Source organism: Delftia sp. K82 (assembly GCF_002193035.1).
Lineage (GTDB): Bacteria > Pseudomonadota > Gammaproteobacteria > Burkholderiales > Burkholderiaceae_C > Comamonas > Comamonas acidovorans.
In genome coordinates this window covers 3,042,607-3,061,995 of record NZ_MYFL01000001.1, presented here as the reverse complement: position 1 = coordinate 3,061,995, position 19,389 = coordinate 3,042,607, and the positions used below count along the sequence as shown (strand labels likewise).

Genomic DNA, 19,389 nt, shown 5'->3' with positions numbered 1-19,389 from the left:
TAATCAGCCGGAAAGTGTCGACGCCCCCGCAAATCGCTCTATAACATGCGCCAGCAAAAGGTGCGTGTTTTTGACGGGGAAAGGCGACAGTAAAGGTTCGGTCGATCATCAAAAATCCCTTTAATCACGCGGGCTTGCGAGTCCCGTTGATGATGGGCTGGGAGTGATTGCGTAATAGGAAACTGCTGGAACTGTCTGGCAGTATTTCAACCTCAAGCCCGCGTCACGGCGGGCTTTTTGACATCTCGGTGGCGTTTGGCGCGACTGACCTATCCCCCACGGGATGGCCGATAACAAAGAGCCAGCGGCCAGCGTATCTACGATACCGCCATGACTTACGCCAGAATGGGTTATCAGGTCAATCCATAGTGGAGGATCAGGCGGTCAGAAGTACTTCCTGTACTTCGGAGACATCGAGCGATGGCAGGCTTCCGACGTTGATGCTGTACTTGATACCGGTCACACCGGGTGGCGGCATGTAGTCATCGGGGAGTCTGGGGAAGTTGCCGGCGACCTCGAAGACATGAACATCGCGGAATGTGAACCGGAGGAGGGCTCCGGTCTGTCGCAGGCCCTCATGCCAGCCGAGCTGAGCCAGGCGTGAATCGAAGACGTCGAGCGCATGCCCGTCGGATCCCAGTTTTTCCCGAATTTCATCGACGCGGTCTGCCAGCGTTTCGTCGCCGCCCAGACTTCGCTCCAGCATGACGCTGACAAACAGGAGACGTTTGCTGGCAGGTGCCTTCAACTGATCGAGGCGGGAGATCTCATGCTTTGGCTCCGAGCGTGTTGTGGTTTTTACTTCGATATGAACACCCTGGCCGACGAAATCATGACGTTCGCTTTCGGGGCCGCTCCAGAGGTGGCTGACGCGCGGGCCGAGGGTCGGGAGCAACACATTGGACAGCACCCAGAGTTCGCCGAAAAGACCGATCTGCTCTGCCGTGCTGAGGTCAGGTGCAAGCGGGCGCAATGCCGCGCGCATCTCGTCGATGATCCGTTCAACCGAGACAGCAGGATCGCGGCCCTCGATGCGGATGGCGTAGAGGACCTTGTTGGCTACTAGCGTAAGCAGCTCTTCATGGTGACTGCGAGCGGAGACATCCAGCCAGGTCTGTCCGCCTTCAAGGATGCGGACCTGAAGGCTCTGCAGGTCCGGCGGCAGGTTTTGTGGGGCAACATCGATTGCCAGCAGCAGGTGCAGCCGTCCTTCGACTGACACTCCGATGAGCGCAGCTTCCAAGTCTTCTGCCGCCTGCTCGTAGATGTCCTCATGTGGAAGTCGCTGCTCGCGCAGGCTTGCCCAACGGGCCTGTGTGATCTCAACCATGGCGGATCCCGCGGTTCACGACAAACCGTTGCTCGCCATCCGTGGTGCGGGGCAGCGACAGCGCGAGGCCCAGCACGGCCTGTGCCGGCGCGCGGAGCGGTTCGGGATCGAGGGGGTAGAGCAGGAGCAGGCCCTGCTGCGCAGGTCGATCTTCACGCATTGCGCGGGCATTGAAGCCAGAGGCAGCGCGGTAGTTTTCCGGCCCGCCATGCAGGTCAACACCCTCGTGACGAGGATCGATAAGGATTCCGATCGATTCGTTGGCTTGCAACGAACGTCGTACAAGGCCGAACGGCCTCCCACCCAGCAGAACTTGGCGTTCCCGCTGTGGGTTAGCTACGAACACAGTCCAGTTCGTCAGCTCTCCCTTTTCAGCGCGTTCCAGGATCCAGTTGGCAATTTCGGCACCCTGGAATGCAATGCTGTTCGGGTGTCCCTCATAACGCTGCAGGAACAGTGCGATGTCCTCGGCCGGCACATCGTGTGCGATGGAGCCGCCGTGTGCATCGTGTGTCGGGGGATGTTGTCGCAGCAGGGCGGACGCCAAGTCAACGTTCCGCTCCAGCAATTCCCTGTCCTGCATGGGAAACAGAATGGTCTGCGGGTTTTCGCCAGACCATGACCGTGCATCATCTGTCTGCATCCGGCTCTTGTTTTTGCTGGTTAACAGGAGCTTTGAATGGGCGCGCATCCGGATGGCCATCTGGTCTGGCCTGCGGCTGGCCTTGTTCAGTGCGGTGATGGAGTCGCGCAGGGATTCCTCAACCAGCGCCAGCTCGACAAACCACTGAGCAATGCCCTCGGTTGTCCAGATGCGGATCAGGTCTTCGTAGCCTGTCCTGAAACCATACCAGCGGGCCATCTGAAGCAGCGCGTCCGCCAGCGTTGTGGTGCGCAGGAAGTAGGAGATCGTCAGTCCCTCAAGCGTCAGGCCGCGCGACAGCCGATTGCCGCCCACTGCAACGAGCTGGCGCCCGGGCTTGGCCTCGTACTCCAGTTCGTCGCCCGTCGTGCTGTTGAGTACGACGACGACCAGACGGGCCAGGTTTGTCACTGCTTCTTCCAGGAGATCCTCTTCGCTGCAGGGCAGATCGACCGGTCCCAGTCCTGCGAGCGTTGACCGGAACATCTGTTTGAGCACACCGGGTTCGGCACTCTCATGATGGAACCAGTTTCGGACCTGCTCCTCGATCGCTTCACCAATGCGCAGCTGGTCCTGCTGGAACTGAGATACGTGCACCAGCATCGTGTTCGGCTTGCCCGATTGTCCGCGCAGCAACCTGACGGCGCCGACCAGCGCAAACGTCAAAATGGCATCGGCGAGCGACTGAGGCAGATCCAGCGGAGCTTGGACAACGATCGCCTCGCTTCTTTTGTGCTGCTTCGACTTCAGAGCTTTCACATCCGCCGGGTCTACGGGGCGCAGTATGTCTCGACCCTGCGCACTGATGCCGAAAAGCTCCTCCGTCCCTGTGTAGCCGTCCGGCCGCGGAAGCTGCACGACGAAGTCCTTGGGGAACAGGTCTTCGCCGACTTGGTGGTCACTGGCGTCGGGGTCAATGAGGATGTTGGCGAATGGCGTTGCCGTGTAGGCGATATATGTGGCCCGTGGAATCTTTCTGAGAATATCGCGAATCAGGGCGTTGGTCAGTGATGGGGCCGTGTCGTCATCCGGCTCGGTGTCCGTGTCAATGCTGGGGTCGCGTCGATTTCCGCGCGTGTTGATGGAAGCCTGATCGGCTTCGTCATCGATGAGAAGAACCGGTACGTGGGCTAGTCGGCCTTCGAGTTTGCCGAACCACTGGTTAAGCCGCTTCAGGATCGGCGTGATTTTCTTGGCGACAATCAGAACGGTACCTGTCGATGCAAATCCGTCAGCTATTTCCGGTTCACGAAAGTCTGAAGTCTCATCGGTCAGCGTGATCCAGTCGACGCCAGTCCTGGTCAGCTCCAGATCCAGGCGTTTCTGCGTCTGGTTCCGCAGCGAATCGTGGATGCCGGAAAGAACGATGATCAGGCGATAGCCGACATCGGCCGCGCGCGCTGCCACAGCTGTGAAGTTGGCTGTCTTGCCGGACTGGACATAGCCGACGACCAGCCCGCGGCACTGGAATTCTGGCCGAGCGATCGGCGTGGTCTTTGAGATGATCCGCAATGACTCTTCCGCGACCGAAGCAATCTGGTGCGGTTTCCATTTGGGCTGGGACCGCAGACAGGCTTCATGTCGGGACCAGTTGGTCCAGACGGTTCCGTCAGTCCACAGGGCGAGCCTGGGCTTCAGTGTGAGGGGATACGGAAGCCGGGCCTGCATCAGGCCTTGTCCGTCAGTTGGTCGGGGACACCGGCTGACTCCAGTGCGCGAAGGAATTCGGAGAGGGCAGTCTTGGCCTCGGCATCCTTGTCGATGCGCTGCACGAGCGTCACCAGCGTCGGCATAAGCGGGGAGACCTCGACTTCTTCCCCCTTGAATCCGGTTTTGCGTTGCCATGGCTTGTCGCCGCTGCTGACAAGTCGGATTGCAGTCCTGTCTTTCTTCGCTGCGGGGGCAGGAGCAGGAGCCGTCACTGGGGAGCCTCCCGCTGCTGTCGTTGGCTGTACGAAGCCGCTTGGCGCTGGCGTGCCTGTCGGCGACTCAGTCTTGCCGCCTCCTTTCGGTGCCGGCGCAGGTTTTTCCTTCTTGTTGTACCGGAGGCGGGCTGCTGCACGAGGACTTTTGATCAGGTCTTCGAGAGGCTTGATGATCGCAAAGGGAAGGCGTATGAGCTGCTTGCTGATATCTACCTGCAACTGCTCGTCTGCCAGCCTGTCGAAGTCGACTGCGACACGAATGAGTTTGGTGTGCTCATCCTTGGCGAAGATATCTTCCCAGCCACCCCATTTAATGAGGCGGTCAAGTCGGTAGAAGTACAGGCCCTGGGCATCGTTAGCACGGCCATTCAGGGTGTGGCGGTCACGTTCCACGCGTTGTTCCAGAGGCGGCAGATCCTTGATGTACTCGTCGAACTCTGCCTCGTTTGGCGTGACGTACGCACGAACATAGAGAGCCGCCGTCTTGTCCGAAGCAGAGCCTGGTAGCTCGATGCGATGCTGGTCGTACTCCTTCGTAAGCGGGTGCCCCATGGGGTTGTTGGCGCGCAGGACGTCACCGTTCAGCCGAATGACGATCTTCTCGCGCCCGCGAGCCTTGCCTTCAAGGTACCGGTGGAAGACAAGTTCGAGGTGTGACCTGATGGCAGCGAGCTCTTGCGCATAAGGGGAGCCTGCCTTGCCCCTGGAAGGCTCCATTGAGGGGCGCATCTGCGTGAGCAGCACGGCTGTACCCGAGTCGCCGATGTCTACTGCCGAGGCATGCTCGGGAGCTGCCGGGTCGTTCAGGAGCGACCAGCGGCGCGTCTTGGCGAGATGTTCCTTGTCCCAGGTGAGGGTCGTGGTCTCGTTTCCTGCGGCTTTCGACACCACCGTCAATCGATCGGCCTGAGACCAAGCCGCGCCCTTCAGCCCGTAGCCGAACTTGCCCAGGTCGCCGTCGTCGTATTCACGCTGGTGTCCGATCTTCATAGCGTCGCGCAGACCCGCTGGAGTCATCCCCGTACCGTCGTCGCGAATACACATCCACCGGCCACCCACATTGGGATTCGGGAAGGTGATGTCGATCTCTCGCGCGCCATGCGACAGGCTGTTGTCCACCAGATCGGCCACGGCGCTGGGCAGACTGTGGCCGGCACGCGCCAGGATCTTGAAAAGGCCAAGCGGGTCCGGTGCGGCGTCGTCGTCGTCGTCGCGATTGTTGTCGTTTTCTTTTTGTGGCGTAACGGACACTGTTTCTCCCTCCTTGAATAGCTGCGGGAACTGATCCGAAAGCACGGACTGGCAGTGCAGGCCTTCATCACCGTACAACGCGATCATTGCGGACTTGCCGAGCCGAGCACTTTCGCCATGGCCGAGAATCGAGGAATAAGCAGGGTGGTCTGCGGGTATGACAACCCACGATGCACTGGCCGGAGTGGTCGAGGCGTCGACGACCATTGCAAACAGAACCCCAGGGTCCACAAATCTGTAGAAAGGGCTCGTCGGGCAGTCGCCTTCGAACCTCCAGTTTCGGTTCTGGCGCTTCAGCCAGGATGCAACCTCCACGACGGTGTGTTCGTCTTCCAGGCGTCGGCAGTTGATAGCAATGGTGTCCTGGTCTTCGGCAGAGGGAAAGACTTTGTCTACGACATTCCAGTCGAAGTTGATTGCGCGCTGCTTGGCGCGTTCCTTCCCCTGACGGCGGTACTCATGAAACATGCCGAGTTCGGAAGGTTTCAGCAGTCGGAGGATGGTGAACTTCACTTCGATCCCTCGGTGGTCTTGATCTGTGATGGGTCCAGGCCCAGCAGGGATACACGTATATCTGGAGTCTCGGGGGCGCCCAGACACTCCCGGATTCCACGAGCAATGGCATAGGCAAACAGCGGCGGCACGGCGTTGCCGATCTGCTTGAATGCCGGATTCATCGACCCCTTGAAAACGAAGCCGTCCGGAAAAGACTGGAGCCGCGCAGCCTCGCGGACTGTGATGGTGCGTGCCTGTTCCGAGTCGAAGTGAATGTGGGAATAGGAGTCCTTGCCGAGGTGCGCCATCAGCGTACGTACAGGGGCATCGGCGCGGAGCTTCCACCACTTGTTCGGAAACTTTCCTGGGTCGTAAGGGATGCGCCATGCCGTTATGTAGGAACTGACGTCTGGGTTCCGTGGATCTGTGGACAGCCCGTGCTTCTTGCGGTTGGCCAGCCAAGTAGCGATCTTCTGCTCGACATAGGCATGGACCTGCGGGTACTCCCAGCCCGGCTGGATCTCGGCAAAAATCTTGTAGTCCCTGGGGAGGTATCTGAAGACGTGGCCGGTCGTCGACTTGGTTGCAAATCCCTTCCACTCGCGCATCAGACGTGAGTAGGCTGTTGCCGGGTCTTTTGTCGTGTACTCGACAGGCTCTGCTGGATCCTTGGCACCGCGGCGGATTGTGCCGCTGCTCAGCATTTCTCTAGCAAACAGTGGCGGGAGATCCGCAAGGGCGTCGGATGCAGAGGTGGCGGCGGGAGAGTCGGGTGCCGGGTCCGGGATCCAGCGATGGTGCGCTGAGCCTTCGGCCTTAAGTACGCGGCGTGCGGCGTTCTTTGAACTGGTATAGCCCGAGGGCAGAACGAGGTGGTGCGTCGGCACCGGAAACCGGGGTTTAATGCCGGCAGACCGGTGGATGCCAACAAGAATCATCCGCTCCCGCATCTGAGGAACCCCGTACCAGGCGGAGTTCAGCAGCGTGTAGGCAACGTCGTAGCCCTCATCAGCAAGGCTCTTTGAAACGAGCTCGGCAACGTTGGTGCCGCCATGGTTGAGGATGTCCGGCACGTTCTCCATCAGGAGCGCAACAGGTTTTGTCGCACGGATAAACGCGACGTACCGCTCCCACAAACTCACCCGACCGTCTACGAGGAATGCCTGGTCTGCCGTTACCTCTTCACGCAGGCGCGCCTGTTCGCGGAGCTTGGCCCGACCCACGCGAGCGAACGCCTGACAGGGTGGCCCGCCGACGAGGACATCGATCTGGCGGTCCGTGGCGCCCTGCAGTCCGAGATCGCCGAAGACGGTTTCTGCAGTTTCGGTGACCGCATTGCGCGGGGCGTGGTGCGCTTCCTTGTCACCTCCGACAGAGCGCGAGCCGAAGTTGGCGCCGTGTGACTTTGCGGCCCATGGGTCCATCTCGATGGATGCCACCGGCGTGAAGCCGGCAGTCAGGAAGCCCAATGAGATGCCGCCACATCCCGCGAACATGTCCATGTAACGAATCTCTCCGCCGTGCTGTATGCGCTGCAACTTGTCGTAGATCAGCTTGTCGTCGGATGTCGAGGCGCGGAAATTCTTGCCAGTCGAGGAGGGCAGGTCGGCAGCCGGGGTGCTTTGCTTTTCGTAGGTCTTGCTGGGCTGCGACTTTCGCAGCTCGGTTTGGATGGACATCCGGTATCTCTCATATGGAACATGCGCCAGGACCACCTGTACAGAGCGCAGGGCGACGGCGTCTCAGGCCTGTTCATCCCACGCACTGCAGCCCGGTTTGACGATTCGTCAATCGGGCGCCAAATGTTGCGTCGTGTCAGAGTGTAATGTAGCCGTCGACAAGTCTTGCCTGGACGCCGTCGAGGGTCAGGTTGAATGTATGCTCATGGCTGCATGAATTTTACCCGGATATATATTCTCCGTTTTCGGGAGGCGTTTGGTAAGCTCGACTGAATCAACGAGGATGGTGCTGATGACGAAATTGATCAAGGAACGGCCGCCCGGCAGCATCAGGGATTTCGCACCGATATCTTCGGATATGTGGTGTCGGCAGAGGTGCTGATGGATATCGTTCCTCCCGAAAAGCGCTCTCGGATGATGGCAAGCATCAAGGGTAAGAACACCAAACCGGAGCTGATCGTTCGAAAACTGGTTCACGGAATGGGCTTCCGTTATCGGCTGCACCGCAAAGATTTGCCGGGCTCTCCAGACTTGGTTTTTCCGCGCCTGAAGAAAGTAATTTTTGTCCATGGCTGTTTCTGGCACCGGCATCCTGGATGCAGATTTGCCTATACGCCAAAGTCAAACGCGCAGTTCTGGTTGAACAAGCTGGAGGGCAATAGCCGACGCGATGGTCAGGTAGTGTTGGCTCTGGATGCCCTTGGCTGGCAGGCTCTGATCGTTTGGGAGTGCGAGGTTGCCGATCTGTCTGAGCTGACCCGGAAGGTGAGTTCGTTCCTGGCGGCTGACTATCACTGATCATCAGGTCGTTTGCCGACTGGTCCCGTGCGGGCACTGGTGGATTTCATTCGGGTCTGACGGTGCCGGCTGCACGACAATAGCCCATGATTCAAGAAAAGCCCTTGGCGGCAACCGAACTGGAGCGGCCTGCCATGGCCTTGCGCACTCTTGCGAACGGAGTGCGACTGCTGGCGCTGCCCATGCCGCATTTGCAGAGCGTCAGCGTGGGTGTGTTCCTGCGCGTGGGCTCCCGCGACGAGACCTCCACCAGCAACGGCATCAGCCATGTGCTGGAACACATGGCGTTCAAGGGCACGCACACGCGTTCCGTGCAGGAGATCAACCTGGATGCGGAGCGGCTGGGCGCGGAGGTCAACGCCTTCACCGGGAAGGACATCACCGGCTATTTCATGACCGGCTTGGGCTGGCATGCGCAGGCCTTGCTGGGAATGATTGCGGACATCGTGCTGAACAGCGTGTTTCCCGAGCATGAGCTGCAAAGGGAGCTGCAGGTGATCCGGCAGGAGGCCATCGAGTACGAAGAGGACCCGGAGGACAGCGCCGGCGATCTGCTGGACCGCGCCATCTGGGGCGACGACCCCATGGGCATGCCGGTGATCGGCACGGTGGCCAATATCGAAGGCTTCACGCGGCAGGATCTGGTGCGCCATGTGCAGTCCCACTACGTGGGAGAAAAGACCGTCGTCGTTGCGGCCGGAAACTTCGATGTGCCGGCCTGGCTGGAGCAGGCGGCGCAGCTGTTCGCCGGCATGCCTGCTTCGGCCGATCCCGCTGTGGCGCTGCCCCCTCAGCCCGCAAAGTATGTGGGGCAGGCCCTGGCGCAACGCTTCACGCAGGTGTCCCAGGTGTTCGTGAACCTGGCCTATCCCCTGGTGTTCGAGCAGTTGCAGGGCGAGCATCCGCAGCGTGCGCGTCTCGTGGCCTCGCTGGCGGCCCATCTGCTGGGCGAGGGGATGTCGTCGCCCCTGGTCGATACCGTGCGTGAACGGCTCGGACTGGCTTATACGGCCTATGCGGCGATGGAAGGCGGTGACGTCTGGGCCAACTTCATCGTGCATGCCGTCACGACGCCGGACAAGCTCGAAGCGCTGGTGGCCGCGACAGGCAGCCTGTTGCGCGCCCAGGCTACCGGCATCGACCCCGTGCATCTGGAGCGGGCCAAGAACCAGCTGGCGGTCTCGCGGGTGCGCGCCGGCGAGCGGACCTACGCCACCATGGAGCGGGCTGTCGAGGACCTCTTTGCCCATGGCAGCGTGACATCCGTGGCCGAAACGCTGGCGATGATCGATGGCATCGGGGCCGAGGAAGTGCGCAAGGTCTTCGAGCGCATGCTGGCCCACCCTCCGGCGGTGGCCATCACCGGCAAGGGCGCCAGTGCCCGGACCGTGCGGCAACTGGCCGCAGGCCTGGCGGCCTGAGCCGGCAGCGCGCGGTCAGCGGCCAGCGGCCAGCCGCCAGTCGCCAGTCGCCAGTCGCCAGTCGCAACACATGGCGCTTTTCCCGTTGTCATGGAGTTGAGGGAAGAGGCGGCGGCGCGTTCCATTGCCGCTTGAGGTAGTGCGACTTCGGGTGCTCCTGAAGGAACACGCAGCACTGCACCCACGCCGCTGACTCCGGGGGCACGCCGATCGCACCGATCGCGCGCGAGAGATGCCCGAGCACGACCTCGGCCATGGCCGAGCACATCTGCGGCGGGCGCGGGTTGGTCAGCGTCAGGGTGGCGATCAGTTGCTGCGCGTGGGGGTCCTCGCCGCACAGTCCGACGGCGATGGGTGCCACGCGCGACTTCAGGTCCGCGAGCCGTGCCCATCCGCGCTCGGCCAGCGCAAGGTGCATGGCGTGCAGGACCGGCTCCCACTGGATCGACGGGAGCAAGGATGGCGATACCTCGATGGCGATGTGCGGCATGGGGCGGCGCCTTCAGTCGAGCTTGATGCCGACTTCGCGGATCAGCGTCTGCCAGCGTGCCCGTTCGCTGTCCAGCAGCCGTGCGAATGCCTGGGGCGAGTTGTCGATGGGCACCGAGCCGAGTTCGGCCAGCCTGTCCTGCGTGGCCTTGGTCGCCAGCGCCGCGCCCATGTGCTTGACCAGCCAGGCCTTGCGGTCGGCCGGGATCGCAGCGGGCGCGAGGAAGCCGTACCAGCCGCTGATCTCGGCGTCCACGCCCGATTCCTTGAGCGTGGGCACGCCGGGCAGCGCGGGAATGCGCCTGGCGGACGTCACCGCCAGCGCCTTGAGGCGCCCGCTTTGCACATGCTGCAGGATGGCCGGCGTGGCTTCGAACACCATCTGCACCGTGCCGCCCAGCACGTCGTTGAGTGCAGGTGCGGAGCCGCGGTAGGGAATGTGCAGGATCGAGGTGCCGGTCTGGCGCTTGACGAGTTCTCCCGCCAGGTGCTGCGGTGTGCCATTGCCGGCGGATGCGTAGGAGAACTTGCCCGGGTTCTTGCGCAGCCATTCAAGCGCCTCCTTGGCCGTGGCCGCCGAGAAGGAGGGATGCACGGCCCAGATCAAGGGCACCGAGGCGGCCCATGCCAGCGGTGTGAAGTCCTTGGCTGGATCGAAGTTGAGCCTGGAGTACAGCGCCGGGTTCGCGGCCATGGGGCCGAGTGCGCCCAGCAGCAGCGTGTAGCCGTCGGCCTCGGCGCGTGCTGCTGCCTCCGTGCCGATGTTGCCGCCCGCACCGCTGCGGTTGTCGACGATCACCGTGCTGCCGCTGTCCGTCTGCAAGGCGTTCGCCATCAGGCGGGAGACGGCATCGGTGGTCGCACCTGCTGGATAGGGGCAGATGATGCGGATGGGCTTGGAAGGGAATGCCTGTGCGCGCGCCAAGGGGCTTGCGCCCAAGGCTGAAATGGCCGTCGCCGTGCTGGCGTACTGAAGGAAGTTGCGTCGTTTCATCGGTGCTCTCGTGACCAGAGTTGTCTCGTGGCCGTAGTGTCGGCAGGCCCTTGTTTGTTCGCAATTCGCATTTTCTGGCCGCGCCTATCGGATAATCCGATGGCCATGTCCGCACGCAGCCGCGACCCCCTCGATCTCGTCTCATTGCGCCAGTTGCGCTACTTCGTGTCGGCGATGCGGGCGCACAGCTTCAGTGCGGCATCGCGCGATGCCTCGATCTCGCAGGCGGCGCTGTCGGAGCAGATCGCCTTGCTGGAATCGACCCTGGACGTGCATCTGTTCGACCGTGCGAGCGGTCGCGCCGTTGCCACGGCCTCCGGACATGAGCTCGACCGCCGGGTGTCGGCCTGCCTCAGGGAGCTGCAGGCGGCGCTGCGCGACGTGCAGGCGCGTGCGAGCACCGTGGCGGGCCTGGTGCGCATCGGCCTGGTGCAGTCCTACGCGGGATGCTGGGTACTGCCCGTCGTGCGCAGTGCCCAGGCGCAGTGGCCGCAGCTGGCGATCGCACTGCGCAGGCGCACCGCACAGGCCTTGGTGGAGGGCGTGTTGCGTGGCGATTTCGATCTCGCCGTCAGCTTCGACCCGGAGCCGCATGCCGACCTGGAGATCCTGGCCTGCTTCGACGAGCCGGTGGTGGCCGTCGGATTGAAGCCCCGCCGGCGGCGACGCCTGCTGGAGCTCAGCGAGGTCGCGAACCACCCCCTGGCCTTGCTGCCAAGCGAATACGCCATGCGGCGCCAGCTCGACAACGCCTTTGCGGCGCAGGGGCTGAAGCCGGGCGTGCATCTGGAGTCCGATACGCTGGAGGACTTGGTGCATGCCGCCCGTGAAAACGGCATGGTTGCGCTGCTCAACGGTGCTGCGGCAATGAGCCTGGATGTGCAGGACGCAGTCCCCTTGGCCGAAAGAAATCTGGGCCGGCAAGCCTGCCTGGTGCGCTCACGCAGCCGTCACCACGGCTTTGCCGCCCAGTACGTATGGGACGAGCTGTCGGCGGCAACCCCCACGCTGCCGCCAGCGTGGGGGCGGCGCGTTGCAGCCGCGCGCTAGTCGTCGGCCGGGTCCGTACCGCCCAGGCCCGTACCGCCCGTCAGGGCACTTCCTTCAGGCCCACCAGTTGCAAGGGGCGTGCCAGCAGTTCGTCGAAGCGTTTCTCGAACGCCTTGAAGTACGGCATGCTGAAGTGCGCATCCAGCGCTGCCTGGTCCCTGAATGACTCCCGCATGTAGAAGGTGCCGGGGGTGTCCGCCAGTTCGAACAGCGTGTAGTCCAGGCATCCGGCCTCTTGCCGGGTGAATGGCACCAGCGCGCGCAGGGCGTCGCGCAGCTGGTCGTGCTGGCCGGCCTTCGCTTCAAGGATGGCCAGGTTGAAAATGGTCTCTGTCTTCATGGCTCAGCCCCAGTTCTCCAGCACCACCTTGCCGCGCGCCTTGCCCGACTCGATCAGGGCATGGGCGCGCTTGAGGTTGTCTGCGTTGATGCTGCCGAAGCGCTCGGCCAGCGTGGTGCGGATCAGGCCGGCATCGACCAGTGCGGCAACCTCGTTGAGCAGGCGGTGCTGGCCGATCATGTCGTCGGTGCCGAACAGGGCGCGGGTGAACATCAATTCCCAGTGCACCGACACCGACTTGCGCTTGAGCTTGGTGATGTCCAGCGACGCGGGATCGTCGATCAGGCCGAGTTTTCCCTGGGGCGCGATCGCCTCGACGATCTGTGCGAAGTGCAGGTCGGTCTGCGTGAGGCTCACGATGAGGTCCACCGTGGGAAAGCCGATGCGCTTGAGTTCGTCGGCAATCGGCTGGCTGTGATCGATCACGTGGTGGGCGCCGAGCTCCTTGACCCAGGCCTGCGTCTCGGGCCGCGATGCGGTGCCGATGACGGTAAGGCTGGTCAGCCGCGTGGCCAGCTGCGTGAGTATGGAGCCCACGCCGCCGGAGGCGCCGATGATGAGCAGCGTCTTGTGGCTGGGGTGCTTGCCCGGCGCGATGCCCAGGCGGTCGAACAGCATCTCCCACGCGGTGATGGCGGTCAGGGGCAGGGCCGCAGCCTGTGCGAAGTCCAGCGACCTGGGCGCGTGGCCCACGATGCGCTCGTCCACCAGATGCAGTTCGCTGTTCGTGCCAGGGCGCGCAATGGAGCCGGCGTACCAGACGCGGTCGCCCGGCTTGAACAGCGTGACTTCGGGGCCCACGGCCTTGACGATGCCGCTGGCATCCCAGCCCAGCACCTTGTGCGTCTGCCCCTCGGCGGGCGCGCCGCTGGCGCGCACCTTGGTGTCCACCGGATTGACGGACACGGCCCTGACTTCGACCAGCAGGTCGCGGCCGGTGGCCACGGGATCGGGCAGGGTGATGTCGATCAGCGATTCGGGTTGGCTGATGGCCTGGGGTTTCTGGTATCCAACGGCTTTCATGGTCGTGCTTTCAAAGGTTGAGGAAGAGGGGAAAGTAAGGAGGGAGAGCAAGGAGGGCTTCAGGCAGTGGCGAGGGCTGCGTAGTCCGAGTAGCCGCGCGCGTCGCCGCCAAACAGGGCCTTCGGATCGAATGCGGCCAGCGGCGCCTGGGCGGCGTACCGCGCCGGCAGGTCCGGGTTGGCAATGAAGGGGCGGCCGAAGGCGACGAGGTCTGCCAGGCCCTCGTGCAGGATGGCTTGGGCGCGCTCCGCGTCGTACTTGCCCGCAACGATCACCTTGCCCTGGTAGGCGCGGCGCAGCGCGTGGCGGAAGTCCTGCGGAATCTCGGGCGCATCGTCCCAATCGGCTTCCGACAGGTGGATGTAGGCCAGGCCGATCTCGTCGAGCCTGCTGGCCAGATGCAGGATGGTCTCAATGATCTGCGGGCAGTTCATGTTGCGCTGCGTGATGAAGGGCGCCAGGCGGATGCCGGTGCGCTCGGCCCCGACCTCGCCCGCCACGGCGGCCGCGACCTCTTCGGCGAAGCGCGTGCGCTGGGCGATGCCGCCGCCGTAGGCGTCGGTGCGGCGGTTGGAGGTGGTGCGCAGGAACTGATCGATCAGGTAGCCGTTGCCGCCGTGGATTTCCACGCCATCGAAACCGGCACGCATCGCATTGGCCGCGCCCCTGCGGAAGTCGCCGATCACGTCCTGGATGTCCTGTGCGCTCAGTGCGCGCGGTACGGGGCAGTCGACCATGCGGCCGACACCGTCGTCGCCGACCACCCAGACCTGGGCTTCGGGCGACAGCGCCGAAGGCGCGACCGGCAGGCCATCGGCGTGAAAGCTGGCATGCGACATGCGGCCAACGTGCCACAGCTGCAGCACCATGCGCCCGCCGGCGGCGTGCACCGCGTCCGTGACGCGGCGCCAACCGTCCACCTGCGCCTCTGAATAGATGCCGGGGGTGAAGCTGTAGCCTTGGCCCTGGCGGGAGATCTGGGTGGCTTCCGAGACGATCAGGCCGGCGCTGGCGCGTTGTGTGTAGTAGGTGGCCATCAGTGCATTGGGCACGTCGCCTGGCTGGCTGGTGCGGCTGCGCGTCATGGGGGCCATCACCATGCGGTTGGGCAGGCTGAGTGGTCCGAGCTGCAGGGGGCGAAACAGGGGCGTGGAGGCGGTGGTCATTCGGTTTCTTGGCGGAGCTGTAGAGGTGTTGGGGCGGTAGCGGAAATCCGGTTCGCAAGTCGTCTGGGCATGGAGCGATGTTGACCTGGGCGTTTCAATTGAAAAAGACCCGCAAGACTGAAGGCGGCTTCAAAAGAAATTTGACGATGAGCTCAGAGCGCGGCCTGCACGACACCCCGGCGGATGGCCGTGCCGCGCCTGCCTGGCTACCATCTCCCCCATGAAAACCCAATACTTCGCCGCCACCTCACTCGACGGATTCCTGGCCACCGAGGACGACGCCCTGGACTGGCTGTTCCCGCTGGGCGACATGCAGGCCACGGGCTACCCGGAGTTCATTGCCGGCGTGGGCGCGCTGGCCATGGGTTCCGCCACCTACGAATGGATGCTGCGCCACGCGGACACTGTGGCCAGGGAGACCGGGGCGGCGTGGCCCTATACGCAGCCTGCCTGGGTGTTTTCCAGCCGCACGCTGCCTGGTATCCCGGGTGCCGATATCCGGTTTGTCAGCGGTGATGTGCGTGCCGTGCATGCGCAGATGCAGGCGGCGGCCGGTGGGCGCAACCTTTGGATCATGGGAGGCGGGGACCTGGCGGGGCAGTTCTACGATGCGGACCTGCTGGACGAGATGATCCTGTGCGTGGGCTCGGCCACGCTGGGCCGGGGCAAGCCGCTGTTCCCGCGCCGGGTGCTGCATCCGGTGCTGAGCCTGCTGTCGGTTCGGCAGATTGGCGAGGGCATGGCGGTGCTGCATTACGAAGTGCGCAAGAGCACGGCCTGACAGGCTCCCTGATTCGGTCTGCGCGCCGCTCAGTTCGCCTCCCCGCGCCCAGGCGCCGTCATCCCCGGAATGTATTCATTGGAGATGAAGCTGCGGCAGCGGTGCATGAAGGCTTCCACCACATGGCGGGGCTTTTGTTCGCGGGCCCAGGCCAGGCCGAGTTTCATGGGGCGGTGGTTGCCGTTCAGGTGCAGGTTGACGATCTTCTTGCCGTCCAGCGCGTGGGAGTTGCGCGGGCGCACGTTGACCAGGGAGTAGCCCACGTCGTTGGCGACCAGGGAGCGCACCACGTCGGGGCTGGCGCTGCGGGCCGCGATCAGGGGCGAGACGCCGGCTTCGCGGAACAGCGACATGAAGTATTCACGGCTCAGGGGCAGGTCCAGCAGGACCATGGGCAGCTGGGCCAGCGCCTCCAGCGTGGTGGAGCGGTGGTTGGCCAGCGGATTGAGTTCGCTGACGATGACCATGGGCGGCAGCTGGGCCAGCGGCTCGAAGCAGATGTCCGATTCGGCCACCAGCAGGTCGTAGGTGATGGCGACATCGATCTGCGCGGTGCGCAGCTTGTGGATCAGGCCTTCCTGGTGGTCCTCGATCTGGGTGACCGTGGCCTTGGGGTGGGCGCGCGCGAATCCCTGGCACAGCTCGGGGGCGACCATGGCCGCCAGCGTGGTGAAGCAGCCCACGCGCACGGGGCCGCGCACCTGGCTTTGCGCGCTGCTGGCCACGTCGTACAAGGCCATGGCCTGGTCGAGCAGGCCGCGGATCTCCCGCAGGACTTCGGCGCCTGCGGGCGTGACGGACAGGCCCTGCGCATGGTGGCGCACGAACAGCGGCACCTGCAGCTCGGCCTCCACCTGGGTGATGGCCGATGAGATGGACGAGGGTGAGACGTGGATGCGGTTGGCGGCCTCGGCAATGCTGCCGAATTCGCCCGCTGCCACGCAGTATTCCAATTGTCTGAAGGTCAGTCGTGTCAGCACGGTGTGCAAGAGGTGGAGAGGGGGAGGGCGGCCAGGGTGACCTGCCGCGTAGTTGACCAAGCGGCGGACCGCGCTGCAAGAGGCCCTTCCCGCAAGGCGCCTGCATTGTGCGGTGGTCGGGCCCCGGCAGCCTTCAGTCGCTGGCGTTGTGATTGCGGAACCATTGCGCCACCGCACCGTCGCCCTGGGCCGGCGCCTGCGTGGCCTTCACGCGGTCCGTCAGGCCGGCGGACTTGCCGACAAAGTCCAGCGGCGCATCCCAGTTGAAGTGCCGGTACACGGCCGCCGTCTGGGCGTAGGGCGGGCATTGCGCAAACAGCTGGAAGCTGAGCCGGTGGCCGGCGTGGTCCGAGTCGAGCAGGTCGCGCGCATAGGCCAGCAGCCTGCGGCGGTCGTCGGCCTGCCATTGCGGGCCGAGGGTGTAGAACTTGCGCAGCCAGGGGCCGGTTTCCTCGTTCTCGAAGCTGGCGTGGTCCGGCGTCAGGCAGACCTGGCCGCCGCACAGCTCGCGCACGGTGTTCATCATGTGGTGCAGCTGGCTGGTGGCCAGCGACCTTCCTGTGAACAGCAGCGACTGGTTGGGCATCATCAGGCCGGCCGGGCTGCGCTCGGCCAGCGCGATGGCGGCCGTGAGGTGGGCGTTGATGCCTTCGCGGTAGCAGGCCAGGCCGGCCAGCCTGTCCTGCACGGCCTGCAGCTTCTCCACGCCGGTCTGGCGCGCGTTGTGCAGGGCCGTGCCTATCAGCATGTCGGCCAGCTTGAGGCTGCGCTGCAGGAAGGTGAAGGCCGAGTAGCGGTGCAGCGTCTCGCGCAGGAAATGGGCGGCCCGGGTGTGGCGGTAGAACAGCACGTTCTCCCAGGGAACCAGCACGTCGTCGAAGACCACGATGGCATCCACTTCGTCGAAGCGATGGCTCAACGGTTGGTCCTGGGCCGATGCGCGGGCGGCCAGGCCCGGGCGGCAGATGAAGCGCAGGCCGGGCGCACCCAGGTCGCAGATGAAGCCTATGGCGTATTCGGACTGCGCCGCGTCGCCCCAGTGCGCCAGCCCTGGCTTGGTGAAGGCCTGGTTGGCATAGGCGGCAGCGGTCTCGTACTTGGCGCCGCGCACGATGACGCCTGCATCGGTCTCCTTGACCACGTGCAGCAGCACGTCGGGGTCCTGGTCCTGCGGCAGGCGCGAGCGGTCGCCCTTGGGGTCGGTGTTGGCCGATACGTGGAACAGGTCGCCACGCACCACGCGGCGGATGTGGGTGCGGATGTTGGCGGAAAAGCGCGGGTCCAGCTCGTTGAGCACGTCCTGGCCGTCGAACAGCGACCACATCTCGTCCACGCTCTCGTCGCCCACGCGCATGACCACGCCGCCCATGTCCTCCAGCAGCAGGTCGGTGGCGCGGCGCTTGTCCCACCAGTCCTGGCGCGTCAGCGGCAGCTTGTGGGCGATGGGGTGGCGCTCGCCGTCGCCTTCGTCGTAGGTGAGCGCGTCGCGCAGCGCGGCCTCGTGCTGCAGGTCGTACATGCGTGCGCGGATGTCCACCAGCGGCTTGAACATGGGGTGGGTGGTCACGTCGTTGACGCGCTCGCCGTTCATCCAGACCCGCCGGCCATCGCGGATGGAGTCGCGGTACTGGCTGCCTGTCCTGATCATCAGCGGCTGGCCCACTTGCCGTCTTTGACCTCGTGCAGCTGCAGCTCCACGGGCACCTGCGTCTGGCCGTTGGCATCAAAGGTCACGGTACCGGTCACGCCGTCGTAGCGTATGGCGCGGATGGCCTTGGCCACGGCCTGCCGGTCCTTGGTGCCGGCCGTCTTGAGCGATTGCAAAAGGATGCCGGTGGCGTCGTAGGCGTACTTGGTGTACGGGCTTTCGGAGTCGGCATAGCCCTTGGCGGCATAGGCGCGGCTCATGGCGTCCAGCCGGGGGTTGGTCTGCGATTTGGGCGTGCCGACGATGGTGCCGTCCGCGGCCGGGCCGGCGATCTGGATGAGCTGCGGGTCGAAGATGCCGCTGATGCCCAGCATGGGCTGCTTCATGCCCAGCTCGGCCATCTGCTTGCGCACGATGCCGGCCTCGGTGATCACGCCGCCGAAGTAGACCGCGTCGGGGTTCAGGCTCTTGATCTTGGTGAGGATGGAGCGGAAATCCGTGGTGCCCACGGGATAGCTTTCCTCGGCCACCACGCTGCCTTTTTCTGCCTTGTAGAAGCTGCCGAACGAGGCCAGGTTGGCGCGCCCGTAGTCGCTGGTGTCGGCAATGATGGCGATCTTTCTTGCGCCCAGGCCCGTGGCGGCCCAGGCGGCCAGGGGCTTGTTCTCGTTGACCAGGGTGGGCGTCACGCGCGTGGTGTTGGCGAAGTTCTGGTCGGTGATCTTGGGGCCGATGGCGCCCCAGACGATGAAGGGCATCTGCACGCGGTTGAACACCGGCAGCGTGGCCAGGGCCACGGGGCTGTTCCAGTGGCCGATGGCGCCCACCACGTCGCGGTCGTTGACCAGCTTGAGCGCGGCGGACACGCCGGTCTGCGGGTCGGAGGCATCGTCCAGCACCACGCCCTCCACCTTGAACGGCACGCCGGCCGTGGCATTCCACTGGTCGATGGCCAGCAGGAAGCCGTTCTTCGCCCCCAGGCCCTGCTGTGCGTTGCCGCCGCTGACGGGGCCGATGAAGCCCAGCTTCACGGTGGACTGGGACCAGGCCGCGCCGCAGGCCAGCGTGGCGGCGGCCAGCGCCAGGGCGGATGCGGCAAGGCGCCGGCGCGATTGCAGGAGGGCGGTGGTTGTCGTGAAGGCTTGCATGGTCGGTCGGTCCTGTTCAGGTGAAGACGAGGGGCAGTCATGGCGGCCCGGGGGGGCCGGGGCGGCGGGGCGCCACGGTGCATGGCGGGCTGGCCGGCGCTGTCTGGCAACGCCGCCGGATCAATGTATCGCCGCACCTGCCCGGGACTGGATCGCGTTTTCCGAAGCAGCGCCTCGGCAAAAGCGACGCAGGTTTTGCGCGGTTTCTTGCTTCAATGGTTGCGTGAC

16 protein-coding genes are annotated in these 19,389 nt (G+C 64.2%); 4 read left to right on the top strand and 12 right to left on the bottom strand.

Annotated elements, in window-relative coordinates; translation table 11 throughout:
* Positions 1 to 376: 376 nt before the first annotated feature.
* The 4 genes from KDK82_RS13430 to KDK82_RS13415 are packed head-to-tail and all read right to left on the bottom strand — an operon-like array spanning position 377 to position 7,323.
* The gene (locus tag KDK82_RS13430; RefSeq protein WP_088165179.1) at positions 377 to 1,330 is read right to left on the bottom strand and encodes a PD-(D/E)XK motif protein; all 954 of its coding nucleotides are present in this window, start codon (positions 1,328 to 1,330) and stop codon (positions 377 to 379) included.
* Positions 1,323 to 3,641, bottom strand: coding sequence for a Z1 domain-containing protein (locus tag KDK82_RS13425; protein WP_088165178.1), 2,319 nt, complete (start codon positions 3,639 to 3,641; stop codon positions 1,323 to 1,325). Before KDK82_RS13425 ends, KDK82_RS13430 begins: the two co-directional genes overlap by 8 nt.
* Positions 3,641 to 5,662, bottom strand: coding sequence for an ATP-binding protein (locus KDK82_RS13420; RefSeq protein ID WP_218827080.1), 2,022 nt, complete (start codon positions 5,660 to 5,662; stop codon positions 3,641 to 3,643). The genes KDK82_RS13425 and KDK82_RS13420 overlap by 1 nt, the downstream gene beginning before the upstream one ends.
* Entirely contained in the window at positions 5,659 to 7,323 is a 1,665-nt protein-coding gene (locus KDK82_RS13415; RefSeq protein WP_088165177.1) for a DNA cytosine methyltransferase, read from the bottom strand. The genes KDK82_RS13420 and KDK82_RS13415 overlap by 4 nt, the downstream gene beginning before the upstream one ends.
* 381 nt (positions 7,324 to 7,704) lie before the next feature.
* Between KDK82_RS13415 and KDK82_RS13410 the strand changes: the two genes are divergently transcribed.
* Both KDK82_RS13410 and KDK82_RS13405 read left to right on the top strand, forming a co-directional pair.
* Entirely contained in the window at positions 7,705 to 8,121 is a 417-nt protein-coding gene (locus KDK82_RS13410) for a very short patch repair endonuclease (protein ID WP_088165530.1), read from the top strand.
* A 134-nt stretch (positions 8,122 to 8,255) separates the two neighbouring features.
* Positions 8,256 to 9,542 carry a pitrilysin family protein gene (locus KDK82_RS13405; protein ID WP_088165529.1) on the top strand — a complete coding sequence of 429 codons (1,287 nt, stop codon included), beginning with the start codon at positions 8,256 to 8,258 and terminating at the stop codon, positions 9,540 to 9,542.
* A gap of 88 nt (positions 9,543 to 9,630) precedes the next feature.
* On the opposite strand, the gene KDK82_RS13400 is transcribed toward KDK82_RS13405, so the two are convergent.
* Both KDK82_RS13400 and KDK82_RS13395 read right to left on the bottom strand, forming a co-directional pair.
* A complete protein-coding gene (locus tag KDK82_RS13400; protein WP_088165176.1) occupies positions 9,631 to 10,032 on the bottom strand; it encodes a 5-carboxymethyl-2-hydroxymuconate Delta-isomerase in 402 nt (133 codons plus the stop codon).
* Between the two features lie 12 nt (positions 10,033 to 10,044).
* Positions 10,045 to 11,025, bottom strand: coding sequence for a tripartite tricarboxylate transporter substrate binding protein (locus tag KDK82_RS13395; protein WP_088165175.1), 981 nt, complete (start codon positions 11,023 to 11,025; stop codon positions 10,045 to 10,047).
* A gap of 105 nt (positions 11,026 to 11,130) precedes the next feature.
* Between KDK82_RS13395 and KDK82_RS13390 the strand changes: the two genes are divergently transcribed.
* Complete coding sequence (locus tag KDK82_RS13390) at positions 11,131 to 12,075, top strand: LysR family transcriptional regulator (protein WP_230590755.1); 945 nt, start codon at positions 11,131 to 11,133, stop codon at positions 12,073 to 12,075.
* Positions 12,076 to 12,115: 40 nt separating this feature from the next.
* Here KDK82_RS13390 and KDK82_RS13385 read toward each other — a convergent pair whose 3' ends face one another.
* The 3 genes from KDK82_RS13385 to KDK82_RS13375 are packed head-to-tail and all read right to left on the bottom strand — an operon-like array spanning position 12,116 to position 14,604.
* Positions 12,116 to 12,415 carry a putative quinol monooxygenase gene (locus KDK82_RS13385; RefSeq protein WP_013802999.1) on the bottom strand — a complete coding sequence of 100 codons (300 nt, stop codon included), beginning with the start codon at positions 12,413 to 12,415 and terminating at the stop codon, positions 12,116 to 12,118.
* Positions 12,416 to 12,418: 3 nt separating this feature from the next.
* On the bottom strand, positions 12,419 to 13,438 hold the full coding sequence (locus tag KDK82_RS13380) for a zinc-binding alcohol dehydrogenase family protein (protein ID WP_088165174.1): 1,020 nt from the start codon (positions 13,436 to 13,438) through the stop codon (positions 12,419 to 12,421).
* Positions 13,439 to 13,497: 59 nt separating this feature from the next.
* Entirely contained in the window at positions 13,498 to 14,604 is a 1,107-nt protein-coding gene (locus KDK82_RS13375; protein ID WP_088165173.1) for an alkene reductase, read from the bottom strand.
* Between the two features lie 220 nt (positions 14,605 to 14,824).
* Here KDK82_RS13375 and KDK82_RS13370 point away from each other — a divergent pair, with 220 nt between their 5' ends.
* Positions 14,825 to 15,385 (top strand): dihydrofolate reductase family protein, encoded by a 561-nt coding sequence (locus tag KDK82_RS13370; RefSeq protein WP_088165172.1) that lies wholly within the window; start codon positions 14,825 to 14,827, stop codon positions 15,383 to 15,385.
* Between the two features lie 29 nt (positions 15,386 to 15,414).
* Here KDK82_RS13370 and KDK82_RS13365 read toward each other — a convergent pair whose 3' ends face one another.
* From KDK82_RS13365 to KDK82_RS13355, 3 genes are all read right to left on the bottom strand, one after another.
* Positions 15,415 to 16,365, bottom strand: a complete 951-nt coding sequence (locus KDK82_RS13365; protein WP_034398359.1) for a LysR family transcriptional regulator — start codon at positions 16,363 to 16,365, stop codon at positions 15,415 to 15,417.
* Positions 16,366 to 16,498: 133 nt separating this feature from the next.
* The gene (locus KDK82_RS13360) at positions 16,499 to 18,013 is read right to left on the bottom strand and encodes a 4-hydroxyphenylacetate 3-hydroxylase family protein (RefSeq protein ID WP_088165528.1); all 1,515 of its coding nucleotides are present in this window, start codon (positions 18,011 to 18,013) and stop codon (positions 16,499 to 16,501) included.
* Positions 18,013 to 19,161: a branched-chain amino acid ABC transporter substrate-binding protein gene (locus tag KDK82_RS13355; protein ID WP_088165171.1), complete on the bottom strand. Its 1,149-nt coding sequence runs from the start codon at positions 19,159 to 19,161 to the stop codon at positions 18,013 to 18,015. Before KDK82_RS13355 ends, KDK82_RS13360 begins: the two co-directional genes overlap by 1 nt.
* Positions 19,162 to 19,389: the final 228 nt, after the last annotated feature.

Bases quoted from the DNA above. Each gene is read 5' to 3' on its own strand.
- KDK82_RS13430 (WP_088165179.1), bottom strand. From the start codon at position 1,330: ATGGTTGAGATCACACAGGCCCGTTGGGCAAGCCTGCGCGAGCAGCGA.
- KDK82_RS13425 (WP_088165178.1), bottom strand. From the start codon at position 3,641: ATGCAGGCCCGGCTTCCGTATCCCCTCACACTGAAGCCCAGGCTCGCC.
- KDK82_RS13415 (WP_088165177.1), bottom strand. From the start codon at position 7,323: ATGTCCATCCAAACCGAGCTGCGAAAGTCGCAGCCCAGCAAGACCTAC.
- KDK82_RS13410 (WP_088165530.1), top strand. From the start codon at position 7,705: ATGGATATCGTTCCTCCCGAAAAGCGCTCTCGGATGATGGCAAGCATC.
- KDK82_RS13405 (WP_088165529.1), top strand. From the start codon at position 8,256: ATGGCCTTGCGCACTCTTGCGAACGGAGTGCGACTGCTGGCGCTGCCC.
- KDK82_RS13400 (WP_088165176.1), bottom strand. From the start codon at position 10,032: ATGCCGCACATCGCCATCGAGGTATCGCCATCCTTGCTCCCGTCGATC.
- KDK82_RS13395 (WP_088165175.1), bottom strand. From the start codon at position 11,025: ATGAAACGACGCAACTTCCTTCAGTACGCCAGCACGGCGACGGCCATT.
- KDK82_RS13390 (WP_230590755.1), top strand. From the start codon at position 11,131: ATGTCCGCACGCAGCCGCGACCCCCTCGATCTCGTCTCATTGCGCCAG.
- KDK82_RS13385 (WP_013802999.1), bottom strand. From the start codon at position 12,415: ATGAAGACAGAGACCATTTTCAACCTGGCCATCCTTGAAGCGAAGGCC.
- KDK82_RS13380 (WP_088165174.1), bottom strand. From the start codon at position 13,438: ATGAAAGCCGTTGGATACCAGAAACCCCAGGCCATCAGCCAACCCGAA.
- KDK82_RS13375 (WP_088165173.1), bottom strand. From the start codon at position 14,604: ATGACCACCGCCTCCACGCCCCTGTTTCGCCCCCTGCAGCTCGGACCA.
- KDK82_RS13370 (WP_088165172.1), top strand. From the start codon at position 14,825: ATGAAAACCCAATACTTCGCCGCCACCTCACTCGACGGATTCCTGGCC.
- KDK82_RS13360 (WP_088165528.1), bottom strand. From the start codon at position 18,013: ATGATCAGGACAGGCAGCCAGTACCGCGACTCCATCCGCGATGGCCGG.
- KDK82_RS13355 (WP_088165171.1), bottom strand. From the start codon at position 19,161: ATGCAAGCCTTCACGACAACCACCGCCCTCCTGCAATCGCGCCGGCGC.